At 56.9% G+C, this 15,855-nt stretch carries 9 protein-coding genes, 1 pseudogene and 2 riboswitches; of the genes and pseudogenes, 5 read left to right on the forward strand and 5 right to left on the reverse strand.

Annotation, left to right across the window (positions count from 1 at the left end):
- Nucleotides 1–80: 80 nt before the first annotated feature.
- The 3 genes and pseudogenes from XH84_RS10840 to XH84_RS10850 all read right to left on the reverse strand — a co-directional run bounded on the left by XH84_RS10840 (nucleotide 81) and on the right by XH84_RS10850 (nucleotide 4,894).
- A complete protein-coding gene (locus XH84_RS10840) occupies nucleotides 81–1,760 on the reverse strand; it encodes an MFS transporter (RefSeq protein ID WP_128948240.1) in 1,680 nt (559 codons plus the stop codon).
- A gap of 706 nt (nucleotides 1,761–2,466) precedes the next feature.
- Complete coding sequence (locus tag XH84_RS10845; RefSeq protein ID WP_036012073.1) at nucleotides 2,467–2,943, reverse strand: Lrp/AsnC family transcriptional regulator; 477 nt, start codon at nucleotides 2,941–2,943, stop codon at nucleotides 2,467–2,469.
- A 704-nt stretch (nucleotides 2,944–3,647) separates the two neighbouring features.
- A pseudogene (locus XH84_RS10850) lies at nucleotides 3,648–4,894 on the reverse strand (D-amino acid dehydrogenase).
- 61 nt (nucleotides 4,895–4,955) lie between these two features.
- Nucleotides 4,956–5,044, reverse strand: a riboswitch (glycine riboswitch).
- Nucleotides 5,045–5,047: 3 nt separating this feature from the next.
- Nucleotides 5,048–5,147, reverse strand: a riboswitch (glycine riboswitch).
- A gap of 759 nt (nucleotides 5,148–5,906) precedes the next feature.
- Between XH84_RS10850 and XH84_RS10855 the strand changes: the two are divergent.
- From XH84_RS10855 to XH84_RS10865, 3 genes are all read left to right on the forward strand, one after another.
- A complete protein-coding gene (locus XH84_RS10855) occupies nucleotides 5,907–6,884 on the forward strand; it encodes a D-aminoacyl-tRNA deacylase (RefSeq protein WP_208757064.1) in 978 nt (325 codons plus the stop codon).
- Between the two features lie 45 nt (nucleotides 6,885–6,929).
- Nucleotides 6,930–8,153: a M24 family metallopeptidase gene (locus XH84_RS10860; RefSeq protein WP_128948241.1), complete on the forward strand. Its 1,224-nt coding sequence runs from the start codon at nucleotides 6,930–6,932 to the stop codon at nucleotides 8,151–8,153.
- Between the two features lie 355 nt (nucleotides 8,154–8,508).
- Nucleotides 8,509–9,678, forward strand: a complete 1,170-nt coding sequence (locus XH84_RS10865; protein ID WP_128948242.1) for a M20 aminoacylase family protein — start codon at nucleotides 8,509–8,511, stop codon at nucleotides 9,676–9,678.
- 272 nt (nucleotides 9,679–9,950) lie between these two features.
- Here XH84_RS10865 and XH84_RS10870 read toward each other — a convergent pair whose 3' ends face one another.
- Together XH84_RS10870 and XH84_RS10875 are read right to left on the reverse strand one after the other, a co-directional pair.
- Nucleotides 9,951–11,162 carry a glycine C-acetyltransferase gene (locus XH84_RS10870; RefSeq protein WP_128948243.1) on the reverse strand — a complete coding sequence of 404 codons (1,212 nt, stop codon included), beginning with the start codon at nucleotides 11,160–11,162 and terminating at the stop codon, nucleotides 9,951–9,953.
- A gap of 13 nt (nucleotides 11,163–11,175) precedes the next feature.
- Nucleotides 11,176–12,123: an aminotransferase class IV gene (locus XH84_RS10875; RefSeq protein WP_245471688.1), complete on the reverse strand. Its 948-nt coding sequence runs from the start codon at nucleotides 12,121–12,123 to the stop codon at nucleotides 11,176–11,178.
- A gap of 536 nt (nucleotides 12,124–12,659) precedes the next feature.
- Here XH84_RS10875 and XH84_RS10880 point away from each other — a divergent pair.
- Together XH84_RS10880 and XH84_RS10885 are read left to right on the forward strand one after the other, a co-directional pair.
- Nucleotides 12,660–13,423 (forward strand): IS5 family transposase gene (locus tag XH84_RS10880; protein WP_128948244.1). Its coding sequence is split into 2 segments (ribosomal slippage): nucleotides 12,660–12,971 and nucleotides 12,974–13,423, totalling 762 coding nucleotides; the frame shifts between segments, so codons are not numbered across the junction.
- Nucleotides 13,424–14,422: 999 nt separating this feature from the next.
- The gene (locus XH84_RS10885; RefSeq protein WP_245471689.1) at nucleotides 14,423–15,442 is read left to right on the forward strand and encodes a 3-hydroxyacyl-CoA dehydrogenase NAD-binding domain-containing protein; all 1,020 of its coding nucleotides are present in this window, start codon (nucleotides 14,423–14,425) and stop codon (nucleotides 15,440–15,442) included.
- The last annotated feature ends 413 nt before the right edge of the window (nucleotides 15,443–15,855 follow it).

Raw genomic sequence — 15,855 nt, forward strand, 5'->3', positions numbered from 1 at the left:
CTACAGCTCTGGATTCTGCTGTCGAAGAGCCTGCGCGATGTTCTATCCGTGACATCAAGCTAGGCGATTCCTGACAGTTACTACGTTCGATTCCGGTTATAGTCACTGAGCAAGGACTCGTTGGCGGTACGGTCAGGTACATCGTCCTTCCACCGAACGGAGCCAAACGGGCGCTCTAGCATGCGCCGGATGCGCACGGGCTCTGGACCGACGTGAAAGGACGTAGCTTGACGATCTAGCGCGCGTTCTGAATGCGTCGAGCGGTTGCGTTGACGTAGATAATCAAGCCACGTCGGGCAATGGTAGCGTTCTGTCCACAGTTCAGGATCAGCGATATCGCGAGCAATGGACCAGCCATACGCACCATTCCGCTTTCGGAACAGCTGCACATCTTGCATTACGTTGTGAAAGGCCCGCGCATTCTCTTGTGCCACGCGGTATTCGATTTCAATCACAACCGGTCCACTGCGATGGGTTAGCGCAAGCCGAACCTCAGGATGCGCGAGCGCTTCAGCATCCTCGCTTTGCAGGTTTATGCGAGGCATACGCAGCCAAAGCCCCAATAGTGGAGAAATTAACATCAGCACTGCTGATATCAAAAGCGCCGTCTCGACACCGGCGGCATCGGTCAAACGACCCCAGCCCCAGCTACCGACAGCAATGCCTCCTGAGCTTGCTGCTTGGTAGGCTGCGAGCGAGCGTCCCGCGACCCAGCGCGGCGCCGACAGCTGCACGCCAATGTTGAAGAGGGCCCAGGAGATCATCCATACGCCCCCCGCAAGGACAAGAGCGGCTGACGTTAGAAACAGCTCGTGGCTCAACGCCACTGCGAGAAGCGCCCCACTCATTGACACTGCGCAGGCGCGAATTGCTGCTTCACCGCTCAGGCGCTTCCGTACTTCGGGTACATATAGCGCTCCAATTACCGCGCCAAGTCCGAACGCGCTGAGAGCTATCCCGTAGGTCTGAGCGCCGCCTCCAAGGAGATCACGGGCGACCAGCGGCATTAGCGCGATGATGGCGCCTCCGATCACGCCGGTGATCATAGAGCGAATCAGCACGATTTTGATCGAGGGCGAGTTAGCGATGTAGCGGAGCCCCGAAACGATGGCGCGGTTTAGTTTTTCGGGCGGAAGATATGACGGTTCGGAAATTCGCTTCCACAAGAACAGTGCAACAAGCAATGGCAGATATAGCAACGCATTTAGCGCAAACGAAGCGACTGCGCCGGCTGCCGCAACCACCATGCCGCCGATCGCCGGTCCCACGCTGCGCGCGATGTTGTAGCTGATACTGTTCAGCGCGACCGCAGCTGGAAGTGCTTCCGCCGGCACTTGCTCGCTAACTGAGGATTGCCAGGCAGGATCCATCAGAGCGACACCGCTGCCGATTACAAAACATAGGATCAGCAACGAGTCTGGCGTGACCATCCCTAGCCAGGTAAGTGCCGTCAGCGCGGTCGCACCAGCGAGCGACATGCCGAGCGCGACAAGCATCACGATCCGCCGGTCATACATATCCGCAATTGCGCCTGCGGGCATCGAAATCAGCATAACCGGTAGCAAAAGCGCGGTCTGAACGAGCGCGACTTTATCCGCCGACGTTGTCATCTGTGTCATTGCCCACGCTGCGCCGACGCTCCGGATCAGGGCGCCCAGGTTGGTAAGCAGACTCGCGAGCCAGATGCGCCGAAAGGTGAGGTGGCGGAAGGGCGCTGTGATACCTTCAGTGCTAATTGTTCGAGGCTTGAGAGGGGTCATCTAGCTTGCTGCCTTACCCCGGACGGTTCGGCGAATGAGGATGAAGAAGGGCTGGTGGCAAACGGGAGGTCCGGCGTCATTCGACTTGCGCTGTTTAGATGTAAGAGAAACGTCAAAATAGTCAGCTTCACGCCAAGAGTTCCGCCTCTCACGATCCCGATCCTGACGAGTGAACCTTGCTCTTTCCCTGCAAGTGCGCGCTTTCTCGACGCCTAGTATTGATTCCAAAAGTTGATTTCCTCGTGACAGGCGCCGCCGAGCGCGCCGCGGCGCCTTTGGCGCGCAGGTGAAGCGCAGCCGGTCTTCTTAGATCTGCACGGCGATGTGAACGCATATAGGTGAGGCCATACTCTGAAAGGTTTGAAAATTTCACCGCGCGTAGCCGCTTAGAGCACAAATTGGGAGGAAACTTGCAGCGTTTTACTCGCACTGCGCGACGAAAAAGGGCGCTAGCGAGGCGGGCTGGCCAAGCCGACATCTCTCGTTGGTGAGCGTTTGCAAGTTCATCGGACCGAGTCATTCAGCTCGCGCCACGAGCGCCCCCGATGAGCGGTTGGTGTGGTAGCCTGGAGGTGACGCCACTCAGTCGAAAGTTGCGCGCACCAATGCGCGAAGACCTGCGCTCGTTTCGTAACCGGTATCGCTACACGATGCCCCGACTTAGTAATGGAGCAGGTAAGCCGGGTCTGGTAGTGAGACCCTCTCTTCAATCCTCGGATGGAGCCTCAATTGGAATAGCGAATCCGGCTTTTACCCGATCCATGACCACCATGGTCTTGAAGCCCTTGATATCGGGGTTCTCACGAAAAAATCGCCGCGTGAACTGCTCATAGTCGTCCATGGTGCGTGCGGTTATGTATAGGACAAAGTCAGCATCGCCTGTCACGTAAAACCCATTGACGACTTCAACGGATGATTTGATCGCCTTTTTGAATCTGTCGATTATATCCGAGCGCTCCCGCTCCAATGTCACGAGCACAAGCATCTGAATAGGTCTTCCGACCGCCTTGGCCGAAACGATCGAAACGTCCGCCTCGATAATGCCGTCCGAGCGAAGCCTCTTTAGCCTGCGTTGGCACGCGGTAGCCGAAAGCCCGGCCAGTTCGCCAATTGTCTCGGATGTGAGACGGTTATTCTTTTGCACGATCTCCAGGATGTGAGCGTCGATTCGGTCGTACCTCATAACAGGCTCCAGGCTAAAGAGGAAATTCTGCAAAAGATCACGTCTTTCCGCAGAAAAACATCTCAGATCAGACAAATGTCTTCGAAAAACACCTTTATGACATCAGTATCGTCGATCTAACGGCAATTACAAGAAATATGCTGCATGGCTTGCAAAAACGCCCTTCGAAACGCCCTTCGTCCCGTATGCAGACTTCTCCAAGATGAGCGTCAGCTGGGCGCACAGCAATTGGCGTCGCTCCGCAGCGGTCGCAAGTCGACGCGACTTGAGCTCGGCGATGCATCTCGGTGTTTCGGGACGACGTGTCGTTGGATCGGGTCGGTTTTACGCTCGGGTGAGCGGCGCGGAACGGCTTTGGTGCGCCTGATTCGCTCCGCGCAAAGCTGCGTCCTATGCAACGGCACTTCACGGTGTGTACCGCATGTGCCTTGCTAAGAAACGACGTCGCTCATGCAGCCCCATCTGGTCGGCGTCAATTCGGGAACGGTCGCAACAACTGCGTCATACGAAGGCTATTGGAAGCAACGTGCCAAGTGGTCCACAGGATCTTACCTAAACAATGAATTGCGGGAACCAAGTCGCCCGGTACTGAGGGGCGCATTATCCTTCGAAGGCGACTGCAAATCCCGCTTCGGCGCTGTCACAAGCGACATGCTCCCGCCCCGATATCGGCGGGAGCATGGACCAGGACCCACTCAACAGGATCAGGGCACGGATGCGCTCAGCCGAGTATTGCTGCGCTCTGTCGTAATGACATCAGCGATCATTTCAGCTGTGACAGCGGATAATGTCCAGCCGAGATGGCCATGGCCGGTGTTGTAGAAAACACTCGGGCGTTTGCCTCGGCCAACCCTCGGCATCATGCTAGGTGTCATAGGGCGCAAGCCCGCCCATGGCACCACCTGCGCGGTGGACACATCCGGAAACGATCGCTCTACCCACCGTATCAGGGGCTTAATTCGGTCCCAGCGGATGTCGCGGTTTTCGCCATTAAACTCGGCGGTCCCCGCGACCCGGAAGCGATCTTCTCCTAACCGGCTGGTCACGATCTTGGTGGCCTCGTCCAGCAGGCTGACACGAGGCGCAGCCTTTTGGCTCGTTTCGTCTCCCAGCTCTACCGTGATGGAGTACCCCTTGACGGGATAAATGTTTATGCTGTCCCCCAGCATTGAAGCAATGCGGCGGCTGCCGACCCCCGCGCAAACCACTGCGCGTTCGGCATTGAGTTCTTCCTTCAACGAACCTCGTTTCCAGTGTACGACCACACCGTCTCGGTCGCACCGCATGCCGCAGATCTCTGCATCAAAGACGAAGCGTACGCCCCCTCGCTCGCAAGCCGCAGCGAGGCCGCGCGTGAACTTGTGAATGTCGCCGGTTGAGTCAGACGGGGTAAAGAAGCCACCATAATACTGATCGCGCAGAGCTGGCTCTATTGCAAGCATTTCAGAAGGCGTCACCGGACGGCGATCCAATCCGCCCTTGAGCAGCAACTGATTCACGCGAGAGGCCGCATCGAAGTCGGGCTTGCTCGAATAAACGTGCAAAATTCCTCGCCGCTCCAAGTCGAAATCGATGCTCTCCCGATCGGCTAGCTCAAAAAGATGCTTGCGAGCAGCTATCGCTAGCTTCGTCGTTTCGATCGTGTTGTGGCGGTAGTTTCGAATCTGGCTTACGAACTCTGCCAGCCAAGTATATTTGTGAAAACTGGGGCTTGGGTTCAGCAACAATGGTGCGTCTTTGCGCAGCATCCACCTCAAGCCTTTTACGATCGTTCCGACGTTATTCCAGACCTCGGCATTGCTTGCCGATAATTGGCCGCCGTTCGCAAACGAAGTGTCCATCGCCGGATAGCGCTGGCGATCAAAGACTGTAACCGAATAGCCGCGGCGGGCCAAGGCATAGGCAGCGTAACTCCGGTGATACCGGACCCGATTATGATGATCGTGCTCATCGTATGCTCCAGGACAGGATTGAACGAACGGTGAATGGCTTCGCCATGTCTCCGTCCCCAAATCTGTCCGTGCACCTGAGAGCTTTGTCCGCAAATCCTCGTGGATCACGGTCCCCTTCGGTGGGTGCTGACCGGCACCTCTCTCCAGATCGTCCTCGGTGTGCGGTCCTGGGCCTGAGAGTTTCCTTGGGGAGTTGCTCCGTCGGCGGTGATACGCCTTTGCAGGCTTATCGCGCTCTCCCGCACATCATCATCAGACACGATAACACTCTCAGACGTACTCACTACCTGTCAAGCCGTGATGAATCGTCCGACCCAAAAATCGGCGGCGTAAGCGACAACTCGATGTTTGCCCTAGCTCCCCACCCAGATTAGCAGGTGGTTTGTTGCCTAGTACTATGCTGATCTCGCCTTTTGATGATTGCATTCGCTGGATGTCCCAGTGCTTTCCAGCGAGCTATGCGCGGCCGGCACAGAAATGCTGCGGGATCCTCAAAAGAACGCACAATATTTGCGTTGCGACGCTCTAATAAATACGCGGTGGTGTAGGATCCTACAAAGCTGTGCCTTTCATGCATCTCTTTCAAAGTCGAGCCATAATGGAGGCCTGCCCGCCTGAGGCGGTCGCTCTGTTCGATGAGGGGCTCTTCACACCACTTGCGTCGAAGTGTCTGGCATATGGCGGCAGGATTCGCTCTTGTTCGTCGCGCAGGCAGTTTAAGTTCGCTGCTGGTCCGGCGATCCGCGGCCGCGATTTTCAATTCGCGCGATTTCCAACCGCTGCTCCGCCAAACATGCCGGCCGACAACAGGACTCAGTTTGCGAGTGGTGCTGCTGTGACGCTATTCGTGCTCGAGTTAATCGCCTTCCGCGCGCACGCTCTCGCGGTGCAAGCTCGGAATTCGGTTCAAAGAGCAGGGTGTTTTGCGAGAAAGTCGAAAAGACGACGGCGCCAAGTTGAAGATAGACGTCCTACGCTCTCGATCGGCTTTGAACTCGGCGGAGGACCTCGATGAGACACGCCGTCCTTGTCTTCTGCGTCGATCGAGAAAAGGACCCGGTCGCGGGGCGCGTTCTGGATGCTCTCAAGGAGGAATGCGATCTTGTTGCAACGAGTTTCGAAGTCGATGGGCACTCCGTACTCGAAGTCGCTGGCTTGCATGACGCCAGAATTTCGATCGTGGTCACGAACGAGGTCGTAAGTAACGACTATGCGCGCTACGCGCCAATGTTTAATGATCGCTTCGGTGATGCTGACGTTATTGGCATCGTGAACTGGCACGGGGGCGCCAATGCGCCAAACGCGATCTTCTCGGTTCAAACGACCGGCGATCTGGGCACGGGGACCTTCAGCGCGGTCGACCCCCGGATTACGCGGGGACTTCTTCTAGCGATCGAAGCCGAGCGGGTCACTTCCGGTCTTGACTCCCATCGCACCTACCTGGAAGCGACTCATTGGTCGGGCGTCAAGGCTGGTGATGCTGGTACCCGTCTCGCTGACCTGCGACCTTCGGCTGTCGATGTCGAGATCGGGAGCTCGCCCGAAGATTCGGCAAATCCTCCTGCGGCCCAAGTGCTGGCGCGATCGCTACTGCGAATTTTCGATCGCATTGAGGAACCGGTACACTCCGTGCTCTGCATCGGAGGCGTTCACTTCGAGCCAAGCTTCACGAACGCGGTATTGCAGTCGCGCGATCGACCCCCGATCGCGGCTAGTCACGTCCTACCAAACCATTGGCTCGTGTCGGATGGCTATGACCAGGAAAGCCGTTTGGTCGACCTACGAGCTTGCCTGCATTCGATTGTAGGCGGGATCCAAAGCATCGTGTACCACGACAAGCTAAAAGCCTTTCAAGGGAGTTGCTCGCCTGCTCGCAGAGGAGCTCGGTGTTCCGATGCTTTCGCACAAAAAAACTGCGCGCGGCTCTTCCGAAGGATATTGTCGAATGAGTGCGCGAAGGCAGCCATCTGCTGTCGGACCAGCATCTAAATTGTCGGTCGTCCTGCGATTGACGTGTTTGTCTGGAGAAGAGCGATGAACGGTATGGGGATGGGTTCGATTAGGACCATTCAGTATGATCCGTTTCCCCGGATCGAATACGAGGGCCGGGTCGAGCGCGCGCGGCGTTTGATGAAGGAGCATGCCATTGACGCGGTTCTGGCGACGTCCGAACACAATCTGCGATATTTCATTGGTGAGCCTAGCACGACACCGCAGCAGACGACGCGGCCGCGATTTCTTCTCATTCTCTCGTCAGGCGAAGCCGTTGCAGTCGTTCCAGACGGGATCGACCAGTTTTATAGAGAAACAACCTGGGTAAAAAATTGCCGGAGCTGGCCTAGTCCAAATCCGAAAGATGAGGGTGTGTCCGCCCTTGCCCGAGCCTTGTGTGAATTTCTGCCGGCGCACGCTAGGATCGGTGTAGAGCTTGGCGCGGAGAGTAGGCTTGGCTTCCCTGCAGGAGATTTCTTGCGTGTAGCCGACGCGATCAAGCCTCGAACGTTCGTCGACGCATCGGATCCGATTTTCACGCCCCTGCGTATGATCAAGTCTCCTCTAGAGATTGACAGAATTCGAACTGTATGCGGGCTTGTTTCGGAAGCATTCGACAATTTGGCATCAAAACTGCGTCTGGGTATGACGGAACGAGAGGTGTGTCGCCAGTTCGAGTTCGAATGCTTTGGTCGCGGTGTCGAGAAGACGAGTAAGATAGTAGGTGTATCTGGCCGCGGGGGGTATACGCGTCCCTACGGTGTTCCGAGCGACAAATTTTTGTCGGATGGAGACGTGCTGTTTATTGATGCTGGCTGCCTGTTCGACTTTTATTGGAGCGATTTCGATCGGCACTTTGCTTTCGGTGCGCCTGATCCGCACACGCAGGATGCCTATCAAATCGTTTGGGAGGCCACCGAAGCGGGAATTGCCGCCTCTAAACCTGGCATTCCGATCTGTGAAGTCTGGAGTGCGATGTCAACCGTACTAACTGGCTCAAACAATCGCGGTAAAGCCACCAATATCGGCAGAATGGGACACTCCATGGGTTTATGGATGCCGGAGTTACCATCGGTGCAACCGGACGATAAGACGATACTAAAGCCAGGCATGATCATTAATATTGAACCGAGCACCTCATATCCCTCGTATTTCGACGGATCACCGAAGCTGATGCTGCACGAAGAGGTGGTCGTCGTGACCGACACTGGCTCGCAGTTGCTCACTTCTCGTGCTCCGCGGAAAATGCCTGTGGTCGCCAAATAAAAAAACGAAAAGCTCGTAGCGGAAGGAGGAGCATGCCCGACTCTCGCCGTAAGCCTGAGCGACCACGACGTCTCCTTGGCGTGTTCGGTCTATAGCCCGATGGCCAGATGAGAGCGTCGGATCTCAGCAATCCGGCGCGAGAAATTATGGGAAGTTGGAGTTCACGAGGAGAAGTGCAGAAGCCAAAACGGACGCGCCCGATAAATGCGGCGCCCACACCGCTTACTCAATTTCCAAAAGTCAGATTGCGAGCGACTGCAGCAGAAAGTGCGCGGGTCTTCAGGAATAGCGCGCGGAAACTCCGCCGCACACTGCAGCATCTATATCGTATTGAATTCCTACCTTGAGGCCTGACATGCATAGTGTTGAAGAATTTCGTGATCTGCAGGGTGAAGTCACCGCGTGGCGCCGTTTCCTTCACGAAAACCCGGAACTCGACTTTCAGGTACACAACACGGCGAGGTTCGTCGCCGAGAAGCTCGCCTCGTTCGGTATCAATCACATTGAAACGGGGATAGCTGAAACGGGCATCGTTGCATTGATTCAAGGGAAAGGTGGTGACGGTCCCACCATTGGATTGAGGGCGGACATGGATGCGCTGCCGATCCTTGAGGCTTCAAACAAGCCGTGGTCCTCGAAAGTACCGGGTAAAATGCACGCATGCGGGCACGATGGTCATACGGCCATGTTGTTGGGCGCTGCGAAATATCTTGCCAGGACGCGCAATTTCAGGGGCTGCGTTGCTTTGATTTTTCAGCCCGCGGAAGAAGTCGAGCTCCCCTCGGGCGGCCTAAAAATGGTCCAGGAAGGAATCATGGACCGTTTCAGCATCTCCAAGGTCTTTGGGATGCATAACGCGCCTGGCACCGAGGTCGGCAAGTTCGGCATTTGCGATGGGCCGATCATGGCCTCGCAGGACGATTTTGACATTGTCGTGAAGGGGCGGGGCGGCCATGCGGCCAAGCCGCATGAGACCATCGATCCAGTCGTGATTGCGGCACAGATCATCGTCGGCCTGCAAAGTCTGGTCTCGCGCAACACGAATCCAATCGACTCGCTTGTAATCTCCGTGACCAAGTTGAACGCCTCTAACGCCTACAACATCATCGCCGATCAGGTCGAAATGGCTGGCACTGTCAGAACTCACGTGCCTGGCCTACGAGACTTCGCTGAACGCCAGATCATGGCAGCGGCCCAAGGCATCGCGCGCGGATTTGGGGCCGATATCGAGTTCAAACACCGTCGATCGGTCCCGGTGACCTTCAACCACACCGAGGAGACCAACCTGGCGATCAGGGCTGCACGCAGTCTGGTCGGGGCCGCTTCTGTGGGCGAGAACATCAAACCGCGTATGGGGGCCGAGGACTTTGCCTACATGCTCGAGGCGCGGCCGGGCGCTATGATCTTCATTGGAAACGGGCCGACCGCCGGTGTGCACAACCCGGCGTACGATTTTAACGACGAAGCTCTGCCTTATGGCATCGGTTATTGGGTGAATTTGGTTGAGACATCGTTGGCTATCTGAATCGCCCGTTTGAATCGCAATGCTCTTCGCCAGCCGCACGCCAAGCGGATGGCACGGTTGAGGCGGCCAAAATACGGTTGGCGCGGCTGGATGAACCAAGGTGCGCTTTTCTGGAAAAAAGCGCCGGAGCGTAATCGGGTAGCGAGCACGATTTCTACCTATAGCTGAGGTGCGGCTCCGCCTTGACGTATTTGGGCTGTGTCGGCGAGGTGACTCTGCGTCCGTGAATTGATCTCTCACTAACACTGCTCTTAGCTCCTGGGCGAGGAGCGTTAGACTCCGTGTGGGGGAGACAGCCAGTTAACGTCCGTCTTTGCTGATCGGAATGCAGCAATCACTTTTTCTATATCGTCCGCACGATGGGCGGCACTTACCTGCATGCGAATCCGCGCGACACCTTCCGGTACAACAGGATATGAGAACGGAACGACGAGAATGTCGTGCGCACGTAAAAACTCAGCAATCTGGACCGCGACCGCCGCATCACCGGTCATCACGGGCACAATTGGGTGATCGCTGCCTAAAACTTGAAATCCCAGGTCGCTCAATCCCTGGCGTAGCTGACGAGTGCGAGCAGAGAGATTTTGCCTGAGATCGTCTGCTCTTTCTGCCAAGTCGATTGCAGCCAATGAAGCCTCACAGATCGCCGGCATCAGTGAGTTTGAAAAGAGGTATGGACGCGCACGCTGTCGCAACCAGGAAATGATCTCACCACGGCCTGATACGTATCCCCCAGATGCGCCGCCAAGTGCTTTGCCGAGCGTCCCGGTCAGAATATCAATCTGGTCTTCCAGCCCGTCCCGAGCTGGCGTTCCACGCCCTTCTGGGCCGATAAACCCCACGGCGTGAGAGTCATCGACCATGACCAAGGCGCCGTAACGTTTTGCTAGCTCGCAGATGCCTGAAAGATTCGCGGCAGCGCCATCCATGGAAAATACGCCATCGGTCACAACGAGCACTGTTCGGCAGTGACGTGCCTCGCGTAGAGCGTGCTCTAATTCGTTCATATCATTGTTGGCATAGCGAAAGCGCTTCGCTTTGCAGAGGCGAATTCCATCTATGATACTCGCATGATTCAAGCTGTCGCTGATCACGGCATCGTCAGCGTCGAGTAGAGCCTCGAACAGCCCGGCATTCGCATCAAAGCACGAACCGAATAGGATCGTGTCTTCCGTCCGAAGATAGCTGGAAAGCCTGTTTTCAAGCGCTCGATGAACCGAGTGCGTCCCACAAATGAATCGTACGGACGACATTCCAAAGCCATGCCGTTCGAGACCTTCATGCGCGGCTCGCACTAGGGCTGAATGATTGGCCAGACCGAGATAGTTGTTGGCGCACATGTTCAGGAGGTCGCGCTCGCCAAGTGCGCGCAGGTGAATATGCGTCGACTGCGGAGAGGCGATCTCTTGTTCAACCTTCAGGAGTTTGCGCGATGATAGCTCATCGAGATTGTCACGAAGTCGCTGACCAAATTGCGAGCGCAAGGTTCTTTTCCGATCAGGGATAAATGATAGCGGTCGACCATGCGGGATCCGCGTGCTTTTGCCAGTAGAGATCCATGAGCCGGCGGGTGATGGATCCGACCTGCCCTTTAGAGATCGTCGTATCGTCGATGCGCGTCACCGGCATAATGCCGCCGGCAGTGGAGGTGATGAACACCTCGTCGGCCTTCTTGATATCGTCACGACTGATGTCGGCAGCGGTGGCGGCTAGCCCAATCTGAGCACAAAGATCGAACACGGTTCGGCGCGTGATACCGGGCAACACCCCAAAAGCCGGCGTTCTCAACGATCCATCCTTTACAAGGAACACATTGAAGCCGGGCCCTTCGGCAATATGCCCGTTCGTGTCTAGGATCAGCGCCGTCTCGGCGCCCTTGTCGTAGGCGTCGAAAAGACCCTTTATGAGATCAAGCCAATGGTAGTTTTTGATCGTCGGATCGACTGAACCAGGCGGGATGCGAACAGTCTCGCTAATCGCGACGTGCAAACCTCTTTCCAGTTGTTCCTTGTTGGCAACCGAACCGTAAGGTACTGCAAACGCGATAAATCGGTTCTCTGCTTGGCGGGGATCGCGGCTGAATGTTGGTGATGAACCGCGCGTGCAGATCACCTCGACGTAAGCCGATTTATGACCCGACAAAGCGACGCACTGCTTGAGGATCGACGCGATTGTCTCGCGATCGTAAGGCAGCTTCATTCGAAGACGTTCGACGCCTGCCAGAAATCGGTCAAGGTGCAGATCCAACCGGAAGAACCGGCCTTTCCAGACGTGCACCGTGTCGTACGTTGCGTCCGAGTGCAACAGACCCCAATCGAGCACCGAGATCTTCGCCTCGGACATCGGCAGGTACTGCCCATCCATGAAAGCTATGCCATGAGGGTAGCGCCGTTTGTCGATGTGATGCTGATCGATTGTGGAAAGCACGGGTGAGAGGTCTGTCATCGGAGTTAATGAAGCTTGGAGGGATTGAGATAAGTTGGGGAAACAAGAATCTCGTGCATGGTGCTCCATCAAGGATGTCGAGGATCGGAAATGCGGGCCCAGCGGACCTAGTCGCGTTGGATGTTAACAGCCCCACGAGCCGCATTCCTCCGATCTGGCACCTCGCCTGGCCTAAATTCTGCGTCTGAATGGAATAAAAGCTTTCACACGCGCCAGACGCGATTAAAGTGGGCCACGTTCACGTGGATACGCCCGCCGTCCGACGACGAAGATCTGGAGAATTTCGCGGCACAGAATGTGTGCGGCACATCGAATGGCGTGGTGCGGTGACGAGTCATTGGACGTGCTGCTTCGCACAATGCGAGCCAGATGGATCGGTGGCCCGGCATCGTGCGAAGTACAAATTTCATGCGACCCCATCGTGTGGTGTGAAGGGGCTCTGAGGGGGGTAAGTTCGCACTAGGTCGTGTACTCAAATTCGTCTAGCGGATCAGGGCGGACCATGATTCAAGCTACCGAACATCGGGGCTGGGATCATGCGCTACGACCTCACGGATTTCGAGTGGAGTGTTATCGAACCCCTTCTCCCGAAGGACCGTCGAGGTCGCAGGCCAGGCAACAACCGCCGCGTTCTCAACGGCATTTTCTGGGTTCTGCGCGCGGGAGCGCCGTGGCGCGATCTGCCCGAGCGCTACGGGCCTTATACGACCGCTTACAATCGTTTCAACCGCTGGCGCAAAGCCGGCATCAGGGACCGGCTGATGGATGCGGTCGTCAACGCACACGATGGCAAGGTGCAGATGATCGACAGTTCGATCGTGCGGGTCCATCAGCATGCTTCCGGGGTGAAAAAAAGAGTGGAGATCGTTGTGTGGGCCGAAGCCGAGGCGGCCTCACCACCAAAATCCACGCGCGCGTCGACGCGAAAGGCCGCCCGGTCCGCCTCATGATCACCCCCGGCGAGGCCCACGACGTGACGTGCGCCGAGGCCCTGCTCGACGGACTCGATGCGCGCGCCGTCGTCATCGCCGACAAAGGCTACGATGCCGATCGTGTTCGTGCCCACATCCGTGATCAAGATGCGATCCCCAACATTCCCAACAAATCCAACCGGAAGAAGAGGTTCCGGTGGAAGAAGGCCATCTATCGCGAGCGCAACCACGTTGAGCGCTTCTTCAACAACCTGAAGCAGTTTCGACGCATCGCCACCCGCTACGACAAGCTCGGCGCGACGTTCTTCGCTTTCGTTCAACTCGCTTCCGTGCGAATTTGGCTTCGATCAATTGAGTCCACACCCTAGTCGGCCGGGAACAGGCTTTGAGGATCGACGCGTGCTCATGAAAGCAAATGGCTGAACTATGCGGAGGTCCGGGTAAACTGGCCATCAGCAGTGCCAAGCTCGCAAGCTTTGTCGCTCAAATGAAAGAGAAGGGGTGAAGCGTTGATGGGTACGAAATGGATGAAGCTAACCAACGCACAGGGGCTGATGGCAGCAGGATCGTCCTGAGCAAGAAATCGGTCGTCGAATTTGTAATCCTGTAAGCAGGTTCATGCGCTACGGCCGGTGCAAGCGTCACATCACGCACAGATATGCGGACGCGATCGGGGGCTGTCTCATAGGCACACTGTCGCTCCCACCCCCGCGACACCGGGAGACAAAACTCTGAGCGTCCGCTACTCATGAAGCCCAACGACTGTCGGGCGCCCATTTCGGGTCTCAACTAACGCCGCCGAAAGCCCGGCACCATCGGGGCATCCATCAACGAGCGAATGTTTGCGTTCCGTTTCGTGTATATCCTGCCGGCTCCGCGCGAACGAGCTGCGTCCCAAGTTTCTTTGTCTTCTCTTGGTGCTCCTCGTTTTCATGACCGGTCCGGTCCAATGTCGATGCTTGCCACGGGAGCGCCCTTCCGCAGATTTGAGCTATCCCGGTCTTTTTTCCAAACTCGGATAGATCTCGGTTGGTTTCCATGATGAGTCGCCGCAAATGAGAATGCGTCAACTTCTGCTGATAAATCGCAGGAATTCTGCTTGGTGACCGGTCATATTGGTGAACCTCAGCTTCGTGGGCCCGGTACGATGTATTTCAGCGCATTGCGGATACGAGGGGAGAATATTTCCGGATCGGGCGCCTATAGGTGAGTAGCGCCCAGCGGCGTGCGTTCCGCCCGTTGCGGTGATCTGCGAGCAGCTTCCGCGTGCGGAGCCGGTCCCGTGTAGCCGATGGTGAGATCTCGATAGAGTTCGGAGTGCGCGAGACGCTTGCGCTCAAATTCATGCATGAGAGTAGAAGGTCAAAATGAAGAATTCAAAGTTCATTTCTGGGAAGCTGCCGCGGACGGTTGGGTTGTTGGGGGGGGGGACGATCGGCGGCGGGTGGGCCGCACGATTTGCTCTTAACGGAGTAGATGTGCGGCTATATGATCCAGCTCCTGGTGCTCTCGAGCACGTTCAAAACACTTTGGACCATGCGCGCCGGATATACCGGCGGCTGACGCAGGTCCCGCTGCCAAAGGAAGGCTCTCTGACGCTTGCCAATTCGGTCCCTGACGCAGTGCGCGATGTGGATCTCGTGCAGGAGTCTGCGCCGGAGCGCTTGGAGCTCAAGCAGGAGCTGCTCGCGACCGCCAGTCGTGCGGCGCGACCTGACGCACTGTTCTGCTCCTCGACGTCGGGTCTTCGTCCGACGTTGCTGCAGGCGAAAATAGAGCATCCCGAGCGTCTGCTCGTTGCGCACCCCTTCAATCCGCTATACTTGCTACCACTAGTTGAACTATGCGCCGGACAGCAGACGGCACCCGAGGCAATGGCGCGGGCCGACGAGATTTTCCGAACGATCGGTATGCACCCGCTCGTGGTCCGCAAGGAGGTGGATGGATTTATCGCTAACCGGATGCAGGAAGCGATGTGGCGCGAGGCGCTGTGGCTGGTACACGAGGGTTGGGCGACTGTACAGGAGGTTGACGACGCGGTCCGCTACTCCTTCGGTTTGCGCCGAGCGGTGGTCGGTCCCTTCCGGATGAGCGGCGGGGCGGCTGGAATCCGCCGCTACCTGGAGCAATGGGGGCCCATGCTAAAATGGCCATGGACGAAGCTCACCGATGTGCCAGAGCTCACGGAGGAGTTTCTGGACACGCTGGCCGAGCAATCAGACGCGCAAGTGAAAACTGACAATTTTACAGCCTCCGAGATCGTGGAGAAGCGTGACGAGGCACTTGTGGCCGTGCTCCAGGGGCTGCGCGATCAGGGATTTGGCGCCGGCGAGACGCTGGCGCGCTGGGAGCAGGGGCTGCGTGACCGTGTCGGGGAGGCGGGCTAGAAATCGCCTCCTCGCAGGCTAGCAGTGGACATAGCGTGTATGAGGAAGGGTGCTCACGAGTTCCTGCTAGTTGGAGGCGGCCGTACGCAAGAATGGATCAGCGCGAACCACCACGATCCCGATCGCGAAGTAGATAGCGGCGTCGGGAAGCTGGATTAATGCGCGTAGTGTATGCCTAAACGAAAATATTGCGTTCATCTTAATTGCCGAAGATGGTTCGTTCTGGCGAATGCGTTGGCTTCAGCGTTGGGCAAGTCATCGTGATGAACTGACGAGAGCGTAATTCAGGTGAACACTCTACGGGCTTGCAAGGTCGGCGCAATGGTGAAGGCTAGACTCGATGCCTTCGCGTCGTGTCCGTTGCGATGGGCGAGGCGGATCGAACTGAGCCCACATCTGCCGCAGGCGGAGGA

The organism is Bradyrhizobium nanningense (assembly GCF_004114535.1).
Lineage (GTDB): Bacteria > Pseudomonadota > Alphaproteobacteria > Rhizobiales > Xanthobacteraceae > Bradyrhizobium > Bradyrhizobium nanningense.

Excerpts from the sequence above, each read along its gene's own strand:
- XH84_RS10840 (WP_128948240.1), bottom strand. The coding sequence starts at position 1,760 with ATGACCCCTCTCAAGCCTCGAACAATTAGCACTGAAGGTATCACAGCG.
- XH84_RS10845 (WP_036012073.1), bottom strand. The coding sequence starts at position 2,943 with ATGAGGTACGACCGAATCGACGCTCACATCCTGGAGATCGTGCAAAAG.
- XH84_RS10855 (WP_208757064.1), top strand. The coding sequence starts at position 5,907 with ATGAGACACGCCGTCCTTGTCTTCTGCGTCGATCGAGAAAAGGACCCG.
- XH84_RS10860 (WP_128948241.1), top strand. The coding sequence starts at position 6,930 with ATGAACGGTATGGGGATGGGTTCGATTAGGACCATTCAGTATGATCCG.
- XH84_RS10865 (WP_128948242.1), top strand. The coding sequence starts at position 8,509 with ATGCATAGTGTTGAAGAATTTCGTGATCTGCAGGGTGAAGTCACCGCG.
- XH84_RS10875 (WP_245471688.1), bottom strand. The coding sequence starts at position 12,123 with ATGACAGACCTCTCACCCGTGCTTTCCACAATCGATCAGCATCACATC.
- XH84_RS10885 (WP_245471689.1), top strand. The coding sequence starts at position 14,423 with ATGAAGAATTCAAAGTTCATTTCTGGGAAGCTGCCGCGGACGGTTGGG.